This window comes from Marinomonas sp. HM11-D (genome assembly GCF_057626615.1).
In genome coordinates this window covers 350260-370350 of record NZ_JBMMKT010000001.1, presented here as the reverse complement: position 1 = coordinate 370350, position 20091 = coordinate 350260, and the positions used below count along the sequence as shown (strand labels likewise).

Below are 20091 nucleotides of genomic sequence, written 5' to 3'. Positions count from 1 at the left end.
AGTCTGACTAACTCTTATGAGAAGCAACTTGTTTACGATTTTGCTCAGGCAACTCGGACATTTCCAAAGGCCAAAGCTTACGCGCCTCGTCAAAGGCATGACGCAGTTCATGCAGGCGTTTTTTGTTAGTGCTATCTACTGCCGACTCCACAGCCATATCATCACCCTGTGTGTTCGATGCGATTGGGAATGGAATAATGTTGTCCTTCATACAGTTTCTCTATCAAGACAATGAGTAGATATCTATTAACACTCTATGGATAATCTTATGAAAACGCAACGATATGCCAAGGTAAGATAATGAAATATTTGATTTCACCAGCGAAAACGCTGGATTTAGACAGCAGCCTACCCTGCTCCGATTTTTCCGCGCCGCGCTTTTTAGATCACGCACAAACCTTGATCGACACTATCAAGCCTTACTCGCCAGCCGATATCGCATCATTGATGAAGCTGAGTGATAAATTGGCCACACTGAACGTAGAACGCTACCAAGCTTGGCAAAAAGGCCATACAGAGCAGAATAGCCGTCCAGCCATGTTTACCTTTATGGGCGATGTGTACACTGGCCTGGATGCTTATTCACTGACGGATGCACAAATTCAGTACGCACAATCTCACCTGCGTATTTTAAGCGGCCTATACGGTTTACTAAAGCCACTGGATTTGATGCAACCTTACCGCCTAGAAATGGGCACTAAGCTGGGCAACCCCAAAGGCGACAACCTGTATCACTTCTGGGCGGATAGCATTGCTCCAGCCCTAAATGAAGAACTTGAAGAAGGCGAACTGCTGGTGAACTTGGCCTCGACCGAATACTTTAAAGCGGTCGATAAAAAAGCCATCCACCACACCATCGTTACGCCAAATTTCTTGGATGAAAAAAACGGTCAATACAAGGTGATTAGCTTCTACGCTAAGAAGGCACGCGGTTTGATGGTACGCTACCTAATTGAAAAGGGGGCTGAGTCCTTGGAAGACATCAAAGGCTTTAACTTGGCGGGGTATCGCTACGATGCTGAGCGCTCAAAGCCACTTGAGCCAGTCTTCACTCGCCCAGAGAGCGCCCAATAACCGTCTAAGCAATCGTTTAATTGCTTAAACGGCCTACCGTGACACGATCATTGCCACCTAAATCTTGATAGGTGGCAACTTCGACAAAACCTTTATCTTGTAACAAGTCTCGCACTGCCAGCCCTTGATCGTAGCCGTGCTCAAACATCAGCCAACCCTTAGGCGCCAGATAGTGCTTAGCTTGTTCGCTAATATGACGAATATCGGCTAGGCCATGCTCTTCCGCAATGAGCGCCGTCAGGGGCTCAAAACGCACATCCCCTTGAGAGAGATGCTCGTCTTCTGGATCAATATAAGGCGGGTTCGAGATAATCAGATCAAACGGCGCCTCATCCGCTAACGCCGAGAACCAGTCACTCTGGCAAAACGTGGCATTAGCAATCCTATTGCGCACAGCATTACGCTCGGCCAATGACACCGCTTGTGTTTGATAATCGACTCCGATCACCTGAGCGGCAGGCCATTCTTTGGCCAACGCCAAGGCAATCGCACCGGTACCCGTTCCCAAATCCACCAGTTTATTCGCGCCTTGAGGCAACAGTTCCAATGCCACTTCCACCAAACGTTCAGTGTCCGCTCGAGGGATTAGTGTCGTCGGCGAGGTTTCTAGAGAAAGGCTCCAGAAGTCTTGCTCACCGAGGATGTAGGCAATCGGTTCACCGGTTTCGCGGCGCTTAAGCAAGGCTTCAAAGGCGATCTGTTTGACTTCAGACACCTCTTTGTCAGGCCACGTAAAGAAATAGGTGGTAGACACCTCAAGTACATGTGCCAACAACAGCTGGGCATCCAGCTGCGCGGTATCGGACAGCGCAGATAGCCGCCCATAAGCCTGTTTTAATAACGATTCAATGGTCATGGGCGGTCACGCTTAAAGATAGGAACTAACGCTTAGTTGTCGCCACTTAGCGCAGCAAGCTGCTCTGCTTGATATTCGTTTACCAATGGGTTGATCAAGGCATCCAAATCCCCTTGAACAATCTCATCTAGCTTGTACAGGGTTAGGTTGATACGGTGATCGGTCACACGACCCTGAGGGTAGTTGTAAGTACGAATACGCTCCGAACGGTCACCACTACCCACCAAAGAACGACGTGCTTCCGATTGCTCAGAGGCGGCTTTTTCTTCTTCTGCGGCTTGCAGTTTAGACGCTAGCAAGGCCATCGCTTTAGCACGGTTTTTATGCTGTGAACGTTCGTCCTGACACTCCACGACCACACCGGTTGGGATGTGTAGGATACGGATGGCCGAGTCGGTTTTGTTGACGTGCTGACCACCGGCGCCTGAGGCACGGAAAGTATCAATACGTAGGTCGGCTTTATTGATGTTGACCGCTTCCACTTCGTCCATTTCTGGCAGAATCGCTACCGTACAAGCCGAGGTATGAATACGGCCTTGTGACTCAGTTGCTGGCACACGTTGTACACGGTGCGCGCCCGATTCAAACTTCAACTTAGAGTAAGCGCCTTCACCCACGATACGAGCGATGACTTCTTTGTAGCCGCCGTGCTCACCTTCGCTGGCACTGACGATTTCTACTTTCCAACGCTGGGTTTCAGCGTAGCGAGAGTACATGCGGAACAAATCCCCCGAGAAGATCGATGCTTCATCACCGCCGGTACCGGCACGAACTTCCAAGAACACGTTCTTCGAGTCGTTTGGATCTTTTGGTAGCAAGAGTTTTTGCAGATCTAGCAACAGCTCTTCTTTCTGTTCGTTGCCAGCTTTTAGCTCTTCTTGCCCCATTTCTTTAATGTCTGGATCTGAGTCAGTCAGCATTAGCTGAGCTTCTTCGATGTTTTCCAATACTTGCTGGTACTCAGTAAAACATTTCACTACCGGCTCAAGCTCGGCGTACTCTTTGCTGTAATTACGGAACAAATCTTGATCCATAATCACATCCGCTTCACTCAATAGAGCGGCCAATTCTTCGTAACGCTCAGATAAGCTTTCTAACTTAAATTTAATCGAGTCTTTCATTCTAGGATTCTTTCGTATCGGTTATGCCCAACACCTCAGCCGCTTGTTGTAGGGCCGTTTGGTCTGCTTCCGCACCGGCTTGGCGCAAAAACTGGGTTGGGGAATGGATCAGTTTATTCATCAATCCATGTGCTAATTTAGTCATCACCTGTTCCGGTGTTTGACCAGATTCCAGCCCTTTGAGCGCACGCTCGAGCTCGGACTGCTTTATTAATTCTGCTTGGGCGCGGTAGCTTACAATTAGATCGGCAACTTTGCGAGACTCTTGTTTACGCTTGAACTCTTCAATGCCTTGCTCAATGATCTTTTCAGCGGCTTCAGCGGCCTCTTGTCGCGCGCGGACGTTTTGTTCAATCACCGAGTGCAGATCATCGACGGTGTACAAATAAGCGTCTTCAACTTCCTGCACTTCGGGTTCGATATCACGCGGTACGGCAATATCGACTAACAGCATGGGTTTGCGGCGACGCTTACTGGTAGCACGCTCCACCATACCTTTACCAATAATCGGTAATTGGCTCGCCGTGGAGGAAATCACGATATCCGCTTGATGCAGATAATCCGTGATATCACCCAGTAAGATGGCTTCTGCGCCTAATTCGTTGGCTAATATTTGCGCACGTTCTAAGGTTCGGTTAGCGACAATAATGCGCTTGATACCTGCTTCTTTTAAATGTCTGGCCACCAACTCAATGGTTTGCCCGGCACCAATTAACAGCGCAGTACTGCGTTTGACATCAGCAAAGATACGTTGCGCCAAACTGACTGCGGCAAAGGCAATCGAAACAGGGTTTTCGCCGATCGCGGTATCGGTGCGAACGCGTTTGGCGACCGAGAAGGTTTGCTGAAACAGGGACTGCAATTCTGAACCGATACAGCGTCCTTCTTGAGAAACAGCATAAGCGGATTTCACTTGCCCTAGAATTTGCGGTTCCCCTAGAATAAGCGAATCCAGTCCTGACGCCACACGCATCACGTGACGTACACTGTCATCACCGCGATGGGCATAACAAAAGCGCCCTAGTTCATCTGGCGATACATTGTGATATTGTCCGAGCCAGCTAATAATCTGCTCTTCACTCGCCCCTTCTTCTACCGCACAGTAGAGCTCGGTACGGTTACAAGTAGAAACGATGACTGCTTCTTTTGCCTGAGCGTCGGACACGAGCGAATTGAGTGCCTCAACCATTTTTTCAGGGGCAAACGAAATTTTCTCTCGGATAGATACTGGTGCAGTTTTGTGGTTTACGCCCACAGCAATTAGCGGCATTCAGGAACTCTTCTCACGACTTGAGATCGAACAAGTGTTTTCAGAAATGGGCCAAACTTTCTGACTCATAAATAAATGCCCCTATTATAAGAGGAATTTTTAGCTCTTCGCACCCCATCAAATCAATAAATATGTCGATTCCTTACATTGAACATTCCGTTATTAGGCTGACAACAGAGCTCAAGCAAGGCTACCATAGGAGCTAGGACATGATTTTGGCCCATAAGGCAGGTACTTATGCAACGACTGCAATACCCTTTCACGCTTAAACGCGTTTTTTTAACGATGACCTTTGGCCTGTCACTCAGTGCCTGCTCATCGGTTTCCAATCATGTCACGCCCTTACCAGAGAATCCGCAATGGACTCCCGTAGCGCAGTCAACGCACGCCAAACAATTGGAACAGGTACTGAGCGCAGAGTTCACGCTACAACGCCAAGGTAGCCAGCAGGCTAGCGCTTTGTATTTGGATGTCGCGAAACAAAGTAGCGATGAAGGTATTGCCAAACGCGCCACCTCTACCGCGGTGATGACTGAGGATACACAAGCGATTCTTGATGCGAGCGCTCGTTGGCTTGAACTAAATCCGAGCGCAAAGGAAGCCTATCCCGTTAGGTTGCAAGCCTTACTCAATGCGGAACAAACCGATCAAGCCGCCGAGCTACTCAGCCAAGCCGTACAAAATAAAGTATCGCTAGGATTTCTACCGAACTTTGTTGATCAGAATGTGCGCCACGAAAACATTACCTCTCAATTAGAAGATATTTTGGGGGCACCTGAGCTTGAAAAGGACGTGTACGTAGAGATCGCACAATACCATCTATTGTTTATCAATGGTGGCTACCCGTACATTGTTGAAAACATCACTACCTTTATGACCCGTAGCCCTAAGTCTGAACTAGAAGGGTTAATTATCATCAAAGCCTTTAGTGAAGAGCAGTTAGGCTTTAAAAACAAAGCGCAGCGCACTCTTGAACAAGGTTTAAAGCAGCACCCAGATAGCCAACGCATTCAGGCGAATCTGCTGGAAATCCTAATTAAAAATGGCAAATCTCAGAAAGCCCTAGAAGCCTTTTATAAAGCAAACTTCCCGCCTTACCTAGCACAGCAAATCGGCATTGGTATGGGGCAACTACTGATACACCAAGGCTATCTTGAACAAAGCATCGCACTGCTGTCTGATTTGCCGCGCCATGGCGTGTTGCGTGATCAATTACTGTTTATGTTGGCGACGACCCAACAAGAAGTAGGACAATTTGACGCAGCACTTAGCAACCTCGTTAATGTCTTCGGTCAGTTTAGTTGGACCGCTTCAGAAATGATCGTCAAATGGCTCTATTCTGCTCAGCAAGCCGAGCTTATTAACAGTATCATTTTAAAACGTGCCGCCTTGGACGCGGAGCCAGGTCATATAATGGGCGTGGCCGATTTACATCTGCGCCATCAGCACCCTGATTTGGCGCTTGAGCTTTTGACACGCTCCATGGCCGTATTTCCTGATGCGGATGCTCTGCGTTATAAACGCGCCATTACTTACGACACCTTAGAACAGTGGACAGAAGCACTTGCCGACCTAAAACTACTACTGAAAAAGCACCCTGACGATCCAGCTTATTTAAACGCTCTGGGGTATACCATGATGGTACGATCGCCAGATGATTTTGATAAAGCGTTTGAACTGATTCAAAAAGCCTACGAATTGGATGATGAAGATCCGGCGATTTTGGACAGCATGGGCTGGGCTTATTACCTGAACGGAGATCTTGACAGTGCGCGCGACTTGTTAGCCCAAGCGTGGAATGAACTGCAAGACGCCGAAATCGGCGCACATTTTGGCGAAGTGTTATGGCAGCAAGGCAAAAAAGAGCAAGCTTTGGCTGTTTGGCGTAAATCTTTAAAAGATAACGCGTCTTTGCCCGCCTTAATTAAGACGTTAAAAAAATACGCGCCGAAATTGCTTGAGGGCGCGTAAGGATTACCCATGAACATAAAGCATTTACTGATAGGCTCTCTTGCTGCAGCGCTTCTTGCGGGCTGTAGCCTTGCTCCAACCACTCCAAAGGGCCCAACACCAGAACGTGTTGAAGACATCAATGCCTGGCAAACCGAAGGCCGTGTTGGCATTCGCACCGAAAAAGACGCCATTTCCGGCAACTTTAATTGGCAACAGAACCCTGAACACTATGAACTGAATATTTATGGCCCTTTTGGTCAGGGCGCGACACGCCTTGAAGGTACACCGGGACAACAAGCTCGCTTAACCTATGACGACAAGGATCTCACTGGCCCAAGCGCAGAGGCCCTGCTGTATCACGAATTAGGCTGGCATTTCCCCGTCAACAACGTGCAATACTGGATTCGTGGTTTGGCATCCCCCAATTCAGCTGCAGAAATCGCCTATCAGCAAGACGGCACTCCTGAACAAATCACTCAAGATGGCTGGACGGTCTCTTATCGTGAGTTTACCGATCTGGATGGTTTGAAGTTACCACAACGTTTGCAGGTTACTCATACTCCCTATCGCGTTAATCTGATCATTACAGATTGGGCAGTACAATGACCGTATTAACCTTACCCTCACCCGCTAAACTCAATCTGTTTTTGCACATCACGGGACGTCGCGAGGATGGCTACCATGAACTGCAAACACTGTTTCAATTTATTGATGTATGCGATGAACTGAGTTTTACCCTGACCGAAAACCCAGACATCACCCTGACCCCTGAGATCCAAGGGGTGGCTCACGAAGACAACCTTATTGTCAAAGCCGCACGTATTTTGGAGCCTTACAAGGCGACTTATCAGGGCGTCGCTATTTCACTCACTAAAATACTGCCAATGGGTGGTGGTATTGGCGGTGGTAGCAGTAATGCGGCGACCACCTTGCTGGCATTAAATCAGCTTTGGCAATGCCAACTGCCTTTAGAAGAGTTAGCGCAACTCGGTAAACAGCTGGGCGCCGACGTTCCTATCTTCGTTTTTGGTCACTCAGCTTACGCTGAAGGAATCGGTGAAAAACTCACCCAAACAGAGCCAGACACCCCGTATTACCTGCTTTTGAAGCCCAACTGCGAGGTGCCAACTGTTCAAATTTTTACCGATAAATATTTGACAAGAGACACCCCTGCGATCAGAATATCGCACGCCTTGAAACTGGAGGGGCATAACGATTGCCTCGAAGTCGTTAAAAGACTTTATCCAGAGGTGGATGAAGCGTTTCTTTGGCTATCGCAATTTGGCGACGCTAAGCTAACGGGCACGGGCGCGTGTTTGTTTTTGGCATGTGAGTCAATTGATGACGCAGAGCGAGTGAGAGCATCTGCACCAGAGCAGTGGCAAACCTTTGTTTGTCGTGGTTGTAACACCTCTCCCACTCATGACGTACTGAACCAGTGGATTGCATCTCAGCATACTTGATGCTGAATAAAACGCCAGTCTATTTTTCATCGCTACAAATACAAAGGGTATACACAGTGTCCAAGTTGATGGTTTTTACCGGTAATGCCAACCCTGAACTCGCTCGCAGGGTCGTTCGCCGTCTAGGTCTTCCGATCGGCAACGCGACGGTTGGAAAATTCAGCGACGGTGAGATCACAGTAGAGATCAACGAAAACGTACGTGGTAAGGACGTTTTCATTATCCAATCTACCTGTGCTCCAAGTAACGATAACTTGATGGAACTGATTGTAATGGCTGATGCGCTGCGTCGTGCGTCGGCTACCCGTGTAACAGCTGTAATCCCTTACTTTGGTTACGCGCGCCAAGATCGTCGCGTACGTTCAGCGCGTGTGCCAATCACTGCCAAAGTGGTAGCGGATATGATTTCTGCGGTAGGCATTAACCGTGTATTGACGGTCGACCTACACGCTGACCAAATCCAAGGTTTCTTTGATATTCCAGTAGATAACGTTTATGCCACACCATTGTTGCTAGACGATCTACAACGCCAAGGCCATGAGAACATCACCGTTGTATCACCAGACGTTGGCGGTGTGGTACGTGCTCGTGCCTTCGCAAAACTACTTGATGATGCTGACTTGGCGATCATCGATAAACGTCGTCCACGTGCCAACGAAGCTCAGATCATGCACTTGATCGGTGACGTTGCTGGCAAGACTTGTGTCCTAGTCGATGACATGTGTGACACTGGCGGCACTTTGTGTGCGGCGGCAAAAGCACTGAAAGAACACGGTGCATCTAAAGTTTTGGCTTACTGTACTCACCCAGTATTGTCTGGCAAAGCCATTGAGAACATCAGCAATTCTGTACTAGATGAACTTGTGGTAACGGATACCATTCCGTTGTCTCAAGCAGCACAGAACTGCCCACAAATCCGCCAATTGTCAATGTCTGACATTATGGCAGAGGCTGTTCGTCGCGTATGCAACGAAGAGTCAATCAGTGCCATGTTTGGGGCCTAAGCCAAACATTTACGCTCGGAACGGGTCGCAGTTCTGGGCAAACTTAACTTAATTTAGGATATTCAAAATGTCTCAAGTACTAAACGCTTCTGTACGTAACGAAGAAGGTAAAGGTGCGAGCCGCCGCCTTCGTAACGCTGGTCTTGTTCCTGCTGTAATCTACGGTGGCAACGCTGATGCAGTTTCTGTAACGTTCAAAAACAACGAAGTAGCGAAAGCTGTTGAAAGCACTGCTTTCCTAACTAGCGTAGTTAAAGTAGCGGTTGATGGCGCAGAGCAAGAAGTAATCGTTAAGTCTCTACAGCGTCACCCAGCGTCTGGCGATGTTATGCACATCGACCTACAACGCGTTGATTCTGCAGCGAAACTTGTTACACGTGTTCCTCTAGAATTCGTTAACGCTGCTAAAGCTGACGGTGTGAAAAACCAAGGTGGTCGTCTACAAGTAGAAGCGAAACTTGCTGAAGTTCGCTGCCTACCACAGAACCTACCAGCTTCTTTGATCGTTGACGTAATCAACGGCCAACTAGGCGAAATCTTCCACCTTTCTGACGCTCAACTACCTGAAGGCGTAGAATTGGTTGCTCTTCTTAAAGGCGAAGACCACAACCAACCTATCGCTCGTATCGGTAAAGCTAAGCGTTAATCATTGAGGCAAGTCTGTGGCAGGTTTTAGATTACTCGTTGGCTTGGGTAACCCAGGTTCTGAATATGAAGATACCCGCCACAATGCTGGCGCACAATGGATAGAAGCACTGGCTCGTATGAGCCAGTGTTCTCTTCGCTCGGAAAAGAAGTTTTTCGGCGAATTCGGAAAAGTTTTTATAGGTGGGCAGGAATGCTATCTGCTAATTCCTACGACCTATATGAATTTAAGTGGCAAGGCCGTGCAAGCGGTTTGCCAGTTCTACAAAATCTCTCCCCAAGAAGTTCTTGTCGTTCACGATGAGCTGGATATAGCACCAGGTACCGTTAAGCTGAAAAAAGGCGGCGGTCATGGTGGCCATAATGGTCTAAAAGATATCATCAGCAAACTCGGCAACAACCGTGATTTCGGTCGTGTACGCATCGGTATTGGTCATCCAGGGCACGCGAGCCAAGTGGCAAGCTACGTATTAAAGAAAGCCCCAAGCGATGAATACCAAAAAATCGAACAAACCATTGATGAATCGTTACGCTATTACCAAGACATTGTCGCGGACAATTGGAATAGTGTCATGAACCATCTTCATAGTTTCAAAGCATAAAACTACCAGCTTTAGGAAATCTTTATGGGCTTTAATTGCGGTATCGTCGGCTTACCAAACGTCGGCAAATCAACTCTGTTCAACGCGCTAACCAAAGCCGGTATCGGCGCTGAAAACTTCCCTTTCTGTACCATTGAGCCAAACGCTGGTGTGGTTGCCATGCCTGACCCACGTCTAGACGCTCTGGCTGAAATCGTAAAGCCTGAGCGTATTCTTGCCACCACTATGGAGTTCGTAGACATCGCCGGTCTAGTAGAGGGTGCATCTAAAGGTGAAGGTCTAGGTAACAAATTCCTAGCCAACATTCGAGAAACCGATGCCATTGCCCACGTGGTACGCTGCTTTGAAGATGACAACGTGATTCACGTGGCAAACCAAGTTAACCCGAAAGCAGACATCGAAGTAATCAATCTTGAACTGATCTTTGCAGACATCGAATCGGTTGAGAAGCAAATCCTACGTACTGCGAAAAACGCTAAGAGCGGCAACAAAGAAGCGATTGCACACAAAGACTTCCTAGAGCGCGTTAAATCTCACCTAGAAGACGGTCAACCCGTTCGCTCAATGAATCTTTCTGACGATGAAAAGAAAGCCGTTAAACTGCTTCACCTGCTAACGACTAAGCCAACCATGTACATCGCCAACGTGGCGGAAGATGGCTTTGAAAACAACCCTCATCTAGATGTGGTGCGTGAAATCGCTGAAGCAGAAGGTGCCATGGTGGTACCAATCTGTAACCAGCTGGAAGCTGAAATTTCTGAGCTAGATGCAGAGGAAATGAAAGATTTCCTAGACGAGATGGGGATGGAAGAGCCAGGCCTTGACCGTGTAATCCGCGCCGGCTACGAGCTACTAGGTCTACAAACTTACTTCACTGCGGGCGTAAAAGAAGTTCGAGCTTGGACAGTGAAACAAGGCGCAACAGCTCCACAAGCGGCTGGAGTGATCCACACCGACTTCGAGAAAGGCTTTATCCGTGCAGAAGTAGTCGCCTACAACGACTTCATTCAGTACAAAGGCGAGAGTGGTGCTAAGGATGCAGGTAAATGGCGTCTAGAAGGCAAAGAGTACATTGTCAAAGATGGCGATGTAATGCACTTCCGCTTTAATGTTTAAACTTTTTAGAAAAAATCCTTGACCCATGAATGGGTTATATGAATAATATCGCGCCACAGACGTTCTGAACGAAACATTTCAAATTGTCTGTGTTGCGAGATTATTGGGGTATCGCCAAGCGGTAAGGCAACGGGTTTTGATCCCGTCATGCGTTGGTTCGAATCCAGCTACCCCAGCCACTCTCTTGCAAAAGGCTATGTAGCTCAGTTGGTTAGAGCACATCACTCATAATGATGGGGTCACTAGTTCGAATCTAGTCATAGCCACCAATTTTTAATGAATTGGGGTATCGCCAAGCGGTAAGGCAACGGGTTTTGATCCCGTCATGCGTTGGTTCGAATCCAGCTACCCCAGCCATTAAAAATACAATCAAGCTTAAGGCTATGTAGCTCAGTTGGTTAGAGCACATCACTCATAATGATGGGGTCACTAGTTCGAATCTAGTCATAGCCACCAATTTTGATGAATTGGGGTATCGCCAAGCGGTAAGGCAACGGGTTTTGATCCCGTCATGCGTTGGTTCGAATCCAGCTACCCCAGCCATTAAAAATACAATCAAGCTTAAGGCTATGTAGCTCAGTTGGTTAGAGCACATCACTCATAATGATGGGGTCACTAGTTCGAATCTAGTCATAGCCACCACCCTTTTTGATTCGTTGGGGTATCGCCAAGCGGTAAGGCAACGGGTTTTGATCCCGTCATGCGTTGGTTCGAATCCAGCTACCCCAGCCATCAAAAACTCTCTACTTTCTTCCCTCTTCTGTTAGATTTTACTCCACGCTTAGTTATAATCCGTGAAAATCAAAATCAATATAGGGATTCCTTTCATGAAGAAAGCTTTGATTGCCTCAACTCTACTTCTTGCTGGCGTTGCCCAAGCAGACGTACTTGGCGTAACCGCTGAAATTGGTCAATTTTCTCCTGACGCATCATTCGATGGTCGCCTAGACAACCAAACAGCAAACGTTGACTTCAATGGCGAAGACAATACTTACTACGGCATTGCCTTTGAACACCCAGTACCACTGATTCCAAACGTGCGCCTGCAGCACTCTACATTGGAAGGCTACAGCTCTGATGTGGACATGAAAATTGAAAGCACGGATTACACACTTTACTACGAACTACTAGATGGCCTAGCTTGGCTTGACCTAGACTTGGGTATCTCGATTCGCGATCTTGATCTAGACGCACGTGTAGGCGGCTCTACAGACTCTGAAAGCGTCGTATTACCAACAGGTTACGTATCTGCTTACTTCAAGATTCCAACGCTACCAATTCAGTTCGGCGGCGAAATCAAAGCCATCTCTGCGGGTGACTCAAGCATTACCGATACGACCTTCAAAATTAAATACCAATCACCGTTTGTGGTGGGCGTTGAAGGCGGTTACCGCAATGCCAACTTCGACATTGACGAAGGCAGCATCGACTCTGAGCTAGAGTTTGACGGCTTCTTTGTCGGTGTATTTGCTGACTTCTAATCAGCCATTCTTTAGCAATAAAAAGTGAACCATAAAAAAAGCCAGCTGATTAGCTGGCTTTTTAGTTTGTCATAAGTGAACTGATTAAGAGGCTTGCTGTGTTTCGGCTAGCGCCTCAAAGGTCATGCCTTGTTCGTTGACGTCCACCTTAATCAGGTCTCCTGCAACAAACTTACCGCCCAGCAATTCATTCGCTAATGGGTTTTCAATCCACTTCTGAATCGCACGTTTCAATGGACGCGCACCGTAGACAGGGTCGTAACCCACCTCTGCTAAGCGCGCCATCGCCGCTTCACTTAAATTCATCGACATGCCCATCTCAGCCAAACGCTCATTGAGATGCGCCAACTGGATCTTAGCAATGCCTTTGATTTGAGATTGTAGCAATGGATGGAACACCACTGTTTCGTCAATACGGTTGATAAACTCTGGGCGGAAATGCATGCCCACCACTTCCATCACCTTACTCTTAATCGCCTCGTACTCATCGTTACTGCGGTACTCTTGAATCATGTCCGAACCCAAGTTCGAGGTCATCACTACCACGGTATTACGGAAGTCTACTGTTCGGCCTTGACCATCCGTTAGACGGCCATCATCAAGCACCTGCAACAAGATGTTAAACACATCAGGATGAGCCTTCTCAACCTCATCTAGCAGCAATACCGAGTAAGGGCGACGACGAACAGCCTCAGTTAGGTAGCCACCCTCTTCATAGCCCACATAGCCTGGTGGCGCACCAATCAAACGCGCCACAGAGTGCTTCTCCATAAACTCAGACATGTCGACGCGTACCATGGCTTGTTCAGTATCAAACAAGAACTTAGCCAAAGACTTACACAACTCAGTTTTACCCACACCGGTTGGACCTAAGAATAGGAAGGAACCGTTTGGACGATTAGGATCCGCCAAACCTGAACGCGAGCGACGGACTGCATTGGAGACTGCTGTTACCGCTTCGTCTTGGCCAATCACAGATTCATGCAAGGCATCTTCCATGCGCAACAATTTATCGCGCTCACCTTCAAGCATTTTGTCCACCGGAATCCCTGTCCAACGAGACACCACAGTCGCGATCTCTTCTTCGGTGACACGGTTCTTAAGCAGCTGCGTTTGCGCTTCACTTTCCTCTGCCTGAGCCGCTTTTTCAATTTCTGCTTCCAACATTGGGATCACACCATATTGCAGCTCAGACATCTTCGCCAAGTTACCTTGACGGCGTGCCTCTTCCATCTCATGACGCACCCCTTCAAGATCCTCTTTCAATTTCTGAGCACCCTGAACCGCAGCCTTCTCTGCATTCCAAATTTCTTCTAGATCAGAAAATTGCTTCTGCAATACTTCGATTTCGCTTTCGAGTTCTTCTAGACGCTGCTTAGAGGCTTTGTCTTTCTCTTTTTTCAACGCCTCTTGCTCAATCTTAAATTGAATCAGACGACGCTCTAAACGGTCCATTTCCTCAGGTTTTGAGTCCATCTCCATACGGATACGGCTGGCCGCTTCATCAATCAAGTCAATCGCTTTGTCTGGTAACTGACGATCGGTAATGTAACGCTGGGATAACTTAGCTGCAGCGATGATAGCCGAGTCGGTAATATCAACACCGTGGTGGACTTCGTAGCGCTCTTTCAGACCACGCAAGATGGCAATCGAATCCAATACATTCGGCTCTTCCACCAAGACTTTTTGGAAACGACGCTCTAACGCCGCATCTTTTTCAATGTACTGACGATATTCATCCAAAGTCGTTGCGCCAACACAGTGTAATTCACCACGCGCCAGAGCAGGCTTTAGCATATTACCCGCATCCATAGAGCCTTCAGATTTACCTGCGCCCACCATGGTATGGATCTCATCGATAAACAGAATGATTTGGCCTTCTTGTTTGGCCAACTCATTCAACACACCTTTTAAGCGCTCTTCAAACTCACCACGGTATTTGGCACCGGCAATCAAGGCCCCCATGTCTAAAGACAGCACTCGCTTATTCTTTAGACCTTCAGGCACCTCGCCATTGATAATACGTTGCGCCAAGCCTTCGACAATAGCGGTCTTACCGACACCTGGCTCACCAATCAGCACTGGGTTATTTTTGCGGCGACGCTGCAATACTTGAATGGTACGGCGGATTTCATCGTCACGACCGATGACTGGGTCCAAACGCCCCTCAGCAGCACGAGCGGTTAGATCGACAGTAAACTTATCCAATGACTGGCGATTCTCTTCTGCGTTCGGGTCATTCACCGCATCACCACCACGCACAGAATCAATCACTGTAGCAATGTCAGCTTTGGTAACCCCCGTTGCCTTAAGCGCCTTGGCAACGTCATCTTTGCCATCAAACATGGCAAGCAATAACAATTCAGAGGAGATGTATTGGTCTTTACGCTTCTGCGCTTCTTTATCAGCAAGGTTGAGTAGACGCCCTAACTCTGGCGACATCTGTACGTTGCCGTCGTGATGACTCACTTTTGGCATACGATCCAAAATCCCATTCAGCTCCTCACGGAACTTGGTTACCTGTACCCCTGCCTGCTGTAAAATTGGGCGCACACCGCCACCTTGCTGATCCAGCAAAGCCATCAACACATGCACCGCTTCGATATAGTTATGATCTTGCCCTAGCGCTACGGATTGAGCATCTGACAGAGCAATTTGTAATTTACTGGTTAATCGATCAATTCGCATAATGACCTCCGATGAATCGATAACAAAATTGAGCTTCTACATGCTTTATAGGAGCTCTATTCTGCATTTCAATGGCTGACCGTCATTTTTTTGACACCCATCATTCTTCTATCCATATTAAGGTCGCCATACGCCCCGTTACACCATCTCGACGATAGGAGTAAAAGCGCTCTTGATCGGTAAAGGTACAGAAATCGCCACCATAAACCTGCTCACAGCCAAGCAACGCCAAACGTTGCTTGGCCAACTGATACAAATTGCCTAACCATTTGCCTTCATTATGAGACGGCTTAAACGCTAGCTCCGCTTGAGCATCGACCGCCATAAAGGCTTGACGCACTTCAGGGCCCACTTCAAAGGCGTCAGGACCTATCGCAGGGCCGAGCCATACCAAGACCTCAGCAGGGTTAGGAAAGGTTTTCAGCGTTTCTTCTAGCACCCCATCACACAGGCCACGCCAACCCGCATGAGCGGCCGCTACTTGAGTGCCCTTTTTGTCTGTGAAAATCGCAGGCAAGCAATCTGCAGTTAATACCGCACACACCTTATTCGCCTGATGGGTATAAGAAGCATCGGCAGTTCGATCGGCTAACGCCGTCGGCAGTTCAAGAGCAATATTTGAGTGCACCTGATTTAACCACTGAATCTCACCCGAAAAACCAGCCAAGTGTTGTAACTCAGCTCGATTCGCCTGCACACGCTCGATCAAATCCCCCACATGCGCCCCTAGGTTGAGCCCTTGATAAGGCGCCTCGCTGACACCGCCTAAGCGCGTGCTGACACACGCCTTAATCTGCTTAGGTACTGGCCAATCGGGAATAATCAGTTGCTCTGCTGTTGCCATACTGCATACGTCCATCTAAAAAGTTCAGCTAAGAAAAAGGCAGCTTAGCGCTGCCTTTTTTAATTTGATCACATTACATATATTGGTTCTGTCCGCCGTTTTTCAAATCGGCTTCCAACACTTCAATTAAGGCCAACATATCTTCAGGAAGATCCACTTCCCATTCCATCCACTCGCCCGTTACAGGGTGCGACAGCTCAAGCTTTTTCGCATGCAGTGCCTGACGACGGAAGCCACGCAGCGCGTCTTGCAACTCAGGAGAACACCCCTTAGGCATTTTTAAGCGGCCAGCATATTGCGGATCGCCCACCAGTGGGTACTGAATATGCGCCATGTGCACACGAATCTGGTGCGTACGACCAGTTTCCAGCTTCAAGCGAATATGAGTGTGGTTGTTGTAGCGCTTGATCAAACGGTAATGAGTAATCGCCTCTTTACCGTGAATCGGCTCAACCGCCATCTTCTGACGGTTATGCGGATGGCGACCAATTGGCTCGTCTACCACGCCACCACCGGTCATGGCACCGATGGCAATGGCCTCGTACTCACGCCCCATACTGCGCTCTTGCAGCTGTGCTACCAAGTCTGTTTGCGCCTGCAATGTCTTCGCCACCACCATTAGACCCGTAGTCTCTTTATCCAGACGATGCACGATACCTGCTCGCGGCACCGTACCTGTCTCTGGTGCATGATGCAAAATCGCGTTTAGCAAGGTGCCATCGCTGTGACCTGCTGCAGGGTGCACTACTAAACCAGCAGGCTTGTTGATTACCAAAATATCATCGTCTTCATAGACAATGTTTAACGGGATTTCCTGAGCGTCGTGTACCGCCTGCTCTTCCAATTCCACGTCTAATGTGATTTTCTCACCACCAAAGAGTTTTTCTTTCGGTTTGGTTTGTTTGCCATCTACCAGCAACACGCCCTCTTTGATCCAACTCTGGATTCGAGAACGTGAATAATCTGAAAATAATTCGGTAGCAATTTGATCAAATCGCTGACCAGAGAAATCCAATGAAACTTGGGCTTCTTTTACTATGCGCTCTGCCATACAATAAACTTTCTATGCTCGATGCTGCGTCATCGCGACGCGAAATATGCCAACCGCATAGCAGTGTTAAAATGCTATGCCTCGTTTACTAGGGTTGTATTATACATGGGATTTAATAAGACATTGTCACGATTTCTGACAATTGCAGGCTTTTACACCGCTTTGACAGCCTGTTCAAGCAACCAACCAACCGTAGAACCTGACCTACCGGAAAAAGAATATTTTCGCATAGCTCAAGAAGCGTTGGACAACAGTCTACCAACGACCGCAGCTGAGCAGCTAAAAGAGCTCGAAACCCGCTATCCATTCGGCGAGTACACCATTCCAGCGCGTCTAGATTTGATCTATGCGCAATACGAAGCAGGCAACTATGCTGCCGCCCATGCTACAGCGGATCGCTTCATTAAAAACTACCCAGATCAAAGCAGCATCGACTATGCCTACTACATGCGTGGCTTAGCGACTTACCGTGGCGCAGAAACCTTCTTAGGTCGTTACCTAGATCTGAATGCTGCAGAGCGCGATACCACTGAATTCGACAAAGCTTTTGCAGAATTTGCTGACTTCTTACGCCGCTTCCCTGACAGCCAATTTGCTCCGGATGCGAAGGCGCGTATGACTTACCTACGTAACCTTATTGCTGAACATGAAGTAAACATTGCCCACTACTACTTTAAACGTAAAGCCCCTTTGTCAGCGTTACGTCGTGGCCAAGAGGTGGTACAGGGCTACCCATCTACCCCAGCGGTAGAAGAAGCCTTGGCGATCACCATCCAAGCCTATATGGATTTAGGTCTGTATGACGAGGCGAAATTGAATCTATCAGTACTAGCCAACAGCTTCCCTAACAGTAAATTCTTGGACAAAGACAAAAAGTTCATCCCTTTTGAACTGCCACGTGAAGCCGATCCAGATCTGCTGTACTGGGTGAGCCTAGGTCTTATCAACTGATAAGGCCTCAGTCAGCGAAATCGCAGACATAAAAAAGCCAAGCATATTGCTTGGCTTTTTTCGTTTATGCCAGATCAAACAATCGTGACATTCTCAGCTTGAGGGCCTTTTTGGCCTTGAGTTACTTCAAACGTAACTTTTTGCCCTTCTTGCAAAGTACGGCGACCAGTACCGTTGATAGCACGGTAGTGAACAAAAACATCTGAACCACTATCGCGTTCAATGAAACCGAAACCTTTCTCGTCGTTGAACCATTTAACGATACCGGAAACCAATTGATCTGACATAACAACCTCTTTTACGCTGACTACCCTGCAACGGTAGCTTATTCATCATCCATCTTGCGAAATGCAAGACATTGTTCCTTTGTGCTGCCTAAATCCCTTTACATTTGAGTTATTTTTAAACAGCGACCTCTCGATAATATGTCGTGTAGAAAAAAATATAAACCCCATACATACACAAATTATGCACACTAGATTCATTTTTTGACTTGGCGACAATATCAAAGCTCAGTTTAATGTTTTTCCATGACAGTAGTTTGACAGTTCTTCATTGAGCTCATTTCTCGCCCACACCATTTAAGGGCAAGCCAAAAATCAAAGCACCAAACAAAAGCACAATAGGCACATTTATTGCTTAGTCTGGTTCACGCCGAGGAATGGACACCTCAAAAAGCGCCATTTACGCCCCATAAAATGGCAAATCAAAAAAAAGTTCACCAAACCGGTGCATAGACACCTACTTAGGAGTGCATGTGGATCACATTAATAGTGCAGTAGAGACTTTGGTTTCTAGCTCAAATACCTTATTTATTTTACTCGGCGCCATCATGGTTTTCGCAATGCATGCAGGCTTTGCATTTTTAGAAGTCGGTACCGTACGCCATAAAAACCAAGTAAACGCCTTGGTGAAAATCATGACGGACTTCGCCATTTCAGCACTAGTATATTTCTTTGTCGGTTATCAAATCGCCTACGGTGTGACCTTCTTCGATAGTGCCGAAGTATTATCCGAGAATAACGGTTACGCCTTGGTAAAGTTCTTCTTCCTGATGACCTTTGCTGCTGCGATTCCAGCCATTATTTCGGGCGGTGTAGCGGAACGCGCTAAGTTCTACCCCATGCTGATTTCAGCAGCCATGATTGTCGGTGTGGTTTATCCCTTCTTTGAGGGCATTATCTGGAATGGTAATTACGGCTTCCAAGCGTGGCTGGAAAGCAGCTTTGGCGCAGGCTTCCATGACTTCGCTGGCTCAGTAGTGGTTCATGGCGTCGGTGGCTGGGTCGCTCTAGCGGCCATTATCTTATTGGGTACTCGTAATGGTCGCTTCCGCCAAGGCCGACTAGTGGCCTTCGCTCCTTCTAACATCCCCTTCCTTGCGCTGGGCGCATGGATTCTTTGTATTGGCTGGTTTGGCTTTAACGTCATGTCAGCACAGACCCTAGATGGTATCAGTGGTCTTGTGGCGGTGAACTCGCTAATGGCGATGGTCGGCGGCGTTATTACTTCCATGCTGATTGGTAAGAATGACCCAGGCTTTATTCATAACGGCCCGCTAGCAGGCTTGGTGGCAGTCTGCGCTGGCTCAGATATCATGCATCCGATCGGTGCTCTTGTAACCGGCGCGATTGCTGGTGCGCTATTCACGGTCCTATTTACTTGGATCCAACAAAAGCTACATTCAGTAGATGACGTACTAGGCGTATGGCCACTACACGGTATCTGTGGCGCTTGGGGCGGTATTGCTGCAGGTATCTTTGGCAGCACATCACTGGGTGGATTGGGCGGCGTGAGCTTCACCGCTCAGCTGATCGGCACCTTGGCGGGTATTGCCATTGCATTACTGGGTGGCTTTATTGTCTACGGTGCGACAAAAACCATTTCGGGGCTTCGCCTGAGTGAAGAAGATGAATTTAACGGTGCCGATTTAAGCATTCATAAAATTGGCTCGATCGGTAAAGAGTAATTT

At 47.9% G+C, this 20091-nt stretch carries 19 protein-coding genes and 7 tRNA genes; 18 read left to right on the top strand and 8 right to left on the bottom strand.

Going from position 1 to position 20091, the window contains the following annotated elements; all coding sequences use genetic code 11:
* Positions 1-7: 7 nt before the first annotated feature.
* Entirely contained in the window at positions 8-211 is a 204-nt protein-coding gene (locus ACOSVP_RS01805) for a hypothetical protein (protein WP_487345798.1), read from the bottom strand.
* An 89-nt stretch (positions 212-300) separates the two neighbouring features.
* Between ACOSVP_RS01805 and yaaA the strand changes: the two genes are divergently transcribed.
* Positions 301-1074, top strand: a complete 774-nt coding sequence (gene yaaA / locus ACOSVP_RS01800) for a peroxide stress protein YaaA (RefSeq protein ID WP_487345797.1) — start codon at positions 301-303, stop codon at positions 1072-1074.
* A gap of 16 nt (positions 1075-1090) precedes the next feature.
* On the opposite strand, the gene prmC is transcribed toward yaaA, so the two are convergent.
* The 3 genes from prmC to hemA are packed head-to-tail and all read right to left on the bottom strand — an operon-like array spanning position 1091 to position 4321.
* A complete protein-coding gene (prmC, locus tag ACOSVP_RS01795) occupies positions 1091-1930 on the bottom strand; it encodes a peptide chain release factor N(5)-glutamine methyltransferase (protein WP_487345796.1) in 840 nt (279 codons plus the stop codon).
* 32 nt (positions 1931-1962) lie between these two features.
* On the bottom strand, positions 1963-3051 hold the full coding sequence (gene prfA, locus ACOSVP_RS01790) for a peptide chain release factor 1 (protein ID WP_487345795.1): 1089 nt from the start codon (positions 3049-3051) through the stop codon (positions 1963-1965).
* Between the two features lies 1 nt (position 3052).
* Positions 3053-4321 carry a glutamyl-tRNA reductase gene (gene hemA, locus ACOSVP_RS01785; RefSeq protein ID WP_487345794.1) on the bottom strand — a complete coding sequence of 423 codons (1269 nt, stop codon included), beginning with the start codon at positions 4319-4321 and terminating at the stop codon, positions 3053-3055.
* A 237-nt stretch (positions 4322-4558) separates the two neighbouring features.
* Here hemA and ACOSVP_RS01780 point away from each other — a divergent pair, with 237 nt between their 5' ends.
* The 15 genes from ACOSVP_RS01780 to ACOSVP_RS01710 all read left to right on the top strand — a co-directional run bounded on the left by ACOSVP_RS01780 (position 4559) and on the right by ACOSVP_RS01710 (position 12585).
* A complete protein-coding gene (locus ACOSVP_RS01780; protein WP_487345793.1) occupies positions 4559-6292 on the top strand; it encodes a tetratricopeptide repeat protein in 1734 nt (577 codons plus the stop codon).
* A 9-nt stretch (positions 6293-6301) separates the two neighbouring features.
* On the top strand, positions 6302-6880 hold the full coding sequence (gene lolB, locus ACOSVP_RS01775; RefSeq protein WP_487345792.1) for a lipoprotein insertase outer membrane protein LolB: 579 nt from the start codon (positions 6302-6304) through the stop codon (positions 6878-6880).
* Complete coding sequence (ispE, locus tag ACOSVP_RS01770; RefSeq protein ID WP_487345791.1) at positions 6877-7737, top strand: 4-(cytidine 5'-diphospho)-2-C-methyl-D-erythritol kinase; 861 nt, start codon at positions 6877-6879, stop codon at positions 7735-7737. The genes lolB and ispE overlap by 4 nt, the downstream gene beginning before the upstream one ends.
* Positions 7738-7793: 56 nt before the next feature.
* Entirely contained in the window at positions 7794-8741 is a 948-nt protein-coding gene (locus ACOSVP_RS01765; protein ID WP_487345790.1) for a ribose-phosphate diphosphokinase, read from the top strand.
* A gap of 67 nt (positions 8742-8808) precedes the next feature.
* On the top strand, positions 8809-9387 hold the full coding sequence (locus tag ACOSVP_RS01760; RefSeq protein ID WP_487345789.1) for a 50S ribosomal protein L25/general stress protein Ctc: 579 nt from the start codon (positions 8809-8811) through the stop codon (positions 9385-9387).
* A 16-nt stretch (positions 9388-9403) separates the two neighbouring features.
* A complete protein-coding gene (gene pth, locus ACOSVP_RS01755) occupies positions 9404-9988 on the top strand; it encodes an aminoacyl-tRNA hydrolase (RefSeq protein ID WP_487345788.1) in 585 nt (194 codons plus the stop codon).
* 24 nt (positions 9989-10012) lie between these two features.
* Positions 10013-11104 carry a redox-regulated ATPase YchF gene (gene ychF, locus ACOSVP_RS01750; protein ID WP_487345787.1) on the top strand — a complete coding sequence of 364 codons (1092 nt, stop codon included), beginning with the start codon at positions 10013-10015 and terminating at the stop codon, positions 11102-11104.
* A 104-nt stretch (positions 11105-11208) separates the two neighbouring features.
* Positions 11209-11283, top strand: a tRNA-Gln gene (locus ACOSVP_RS01745).
* 13 nt (positions 11284-11296) lie between these two features.
* Positions 11297-11373, top strand: a tRNA-Met gene (locus ACOSVP_RS01740).
* 13 nt (positions 11374-11386) lie between these two features.
* A tRNA-Gln gene (locus tag ACOSVP_RS01735) sits at positions 11387-11461 on the top strand.
* 22 nt (positions 11462-11483) lie between these two features.
* Positions 11484-11560: transfer RNA gene (locus ACOSVP_RS01730), tRNA-Met, on the top strand.
* A gap of 12 nt (positions 11561-11572) precedes the next feature.
* A tRNA-Gln gene (locus tag ACOSVP_RS01725) sits at positions 11573-11647 on the top strand.
* A 22-nt stretch (positions 11648-11669) separates the two neighbouring features.
* A tRNA-Met gene (locus ACOSVP_RS01720) sits at positions 11670-11746 on the top strand.
* A gap of 15 nt (positions 11747-11761) precedes the next feature.
* Positions 11762-11836: transfer RNA gene (locus ACOSVP_RS01715), tRNA-Gln, on the top strand.
* A 95-nt stretch (positions 11837-11931) separates the two neighbouring features.
* Positions 11932-12585: a TIGR04219 family outer membrane beta-barrel protein gene (locus tag ACOSVP_RS01710; protein WP_487345786.1), complete on the top strand. Its 654-nt coding sequence runs from the start codon at positions 11932-11934 to the stop codon at positions 12583-12585.
* A gap of 84 nt (positions 12586-12669) precedes the next feature.
* Here ACOSVP_RS01710 and clpB read toward each other — a convergent pair whose 3' ends face one another.
* The 3 genes from clpB to rluD form a co-directional block, all read right to left on the bottom strand.
* Complete coding sequence (gene clpB / locus ACOSVP_RS01705; RefSeq protein WP_487345785.1) at positions 12670-15273, bottom strand: ATP-dependent chaperone ClpB; 2604 nt, start codon at positions 15271-15273, stop codon at positions 12670-12672.
* 100 nt (positions 15274-15373) lie between these two features.
* Positions 15374-16117 carry a peptidoglycan editing factor PgeF gene (pgeF, locus tag ACOSVP_RS01700; protein ID WP_487345784.1) on the bottom strand — a complete coding sequence of 248 codons (744 nt, stop codon included), beginning with the start codon at positions 16115-16117 and terminating at the stop codon, positions 15374-15376.
* Between the two features lie 73 nt (positions 16118-16190).
* On the bottom strand, positions 16191-17168 hold the full coding sequence (gene rluD / locus ACOSVP_RS01695) for a 23S rRNA pseudouridine(1911/1915/1917) synthase RluD (RefSeq protein ID WP_487345783.1): 978 nt from the start codon (positions 17166-17168) through the stop codon (positions 16191-16193).
* Positions 17169-17291: 123 nt separating this feature from the next.
* Here rluD and ACOSVP_RS01690 point away from each other — a divergent pair, with 123 nt between their 5' ends.
* Positions 17292-18119, top strand: a complete 828-nt coding sequence (locus tag ACOSVP_RS01690) for an outer membrane protein assembly factor BamD (RefSeq protein ID WP_487345782.1) — start codon at positions 17292-17294, stop codon at positions 18117-18119.
* A 74-nt stretch (positions 18120-18193) separates the two neighbouring features.
* Here the strand turns inward: ACOSVP_RS01690 and ACOSVP_RS01685 are convergent, their stop codons facing one another.
* Positions 18194-18406, bottom strand: coding sequence for a cold-shock protein (locus ACOSVP_RS01685; protein ID WP_055462037.1), 213 nt, complete (start codon positions 18404-18406; stop codon positions 18194-18196).
* A gap of 470 nt (positions 18407-18876) precedes the next feature.
* Here ACOSVP_RS01685 and ACOSVP_RS01680 point away from each other — a divergent pair, with 470 nt between their 5' ends.
* Positions 18877-20088, top strand: coding sequence for an ammonium transporter (locus ACOSVP_RS01680; RefSeq protein WP_487345781.1), 1212 nt, complete (start codon positions 18877-18879; stop codon positions 20086-20088).
* The last annotated feature ends 3 nt before the right edge of the window (positions 20089-20091 follow it).

Excerpts from the sequence above, each read along its gene's own strand:
- ACOSVP_RS01805 (WP_487345798.1), bottom strand. The coding sequence starts at position 211 with ATGAAGGACAACATTATTCCATTCCCAATCGCATCGAACACACAGGGT.
- yaaA (WP_487345797.1), top strand. The coding sequence starts at position 301 with ATGAAATATTTGATTTCACCAGCGAAAACGCTGGATTTAGACAGCAGC.
- prmC (WP_487345796.1), bottom strand. The coding sequence starts at position 1,930 with ATGACCATTGAATCGTTATTAAAACAGGCTTATGGGCGGCTATCTGCG.
- prfA (WP_487345795.1), bottom strand. The coding sequence starts at position 3,051 with ATGAAAGACTCGATTAAATTTAAGTTAGAAAGCTTATCTGAGCGTTAC.
- hemA (WP_487345794.1), bottom strand. The coding sequence starts at position 4,321 with ATGCCGCTAATTGCTGTGGGCGTAAACCACAAAACTGCACCAGTATCT.
- ACOSVP_RS01780 (WP_487345793.1), top strand. The coding sequence starts at position 4,559 with ATGCAACGACTGCAATACCCTTTCACGCTTAAACGCGTTTTTTTAACG.
- lolB (WP_487345792.1), top strand. The coding sequence starts at position 6,302 with ATGAACATAAAGCATTTACTGATAGGCTCTCTTGCTGCAGCGCTTCTT.
- ispE (WP_487345791.1), top strand. The coding sequence starts at position 6,877 with ATGACCGTATTAACCTTACCCTCACCCGCTAAACTCAATCTGTTTTTG.
- ACOSVP_RS01760 (WP_487345789.1), top strand. The coding sequence starts at position 8,809 with ATGTCTCAAGTACTAAACGCTTCTGTACGTAACGAAGAAGGTAAAGGT.
- ychF (WP_487345787.1), top strand. The coding sequence starts at position 10,013 with ATGGGCTTTAATTGCGGTATCGTCGGCTTACCAAACGTCGGCAAATCA.
- ACOSVP_RS01710 (WP_487345786.1), top strand. The coding sequence starts at position 11,932 with ATGAAGAAAGCTTTGATTGCCTCAACTCTACTTCTTGCTGGCGTTGCC.
- clpB (WP_487345785.1), bottom strand. The coding sequence starts at position 15,273 with ATGCGAATTGATCGATTAACCAGTAAATTACAAATTGCTCTGTCAGAT.
- pgeF (WP_487345784.1), bottom strand. The coding sequence starts at position 16,117 with ATGGCAACAGCAGAGCAACTGATTATTCCCGATTGGCCAGTACCTAAG.
- rluD (WP_487345783.1), bottom strand. The coding sequence starts at position 17,168 with ATGGCAGAGCGCATAGTAAAAGAAGCCCAAGTTTCATTGGATTTCTCT.
- ACOSVP_RS01685 (WP_055462037.1), bottom strand. The coding sequence starts at position 18,406 with ATGTCAGATCAATTGGTTTCCGGTATCGTTAAATGGTTCAACGACGAG.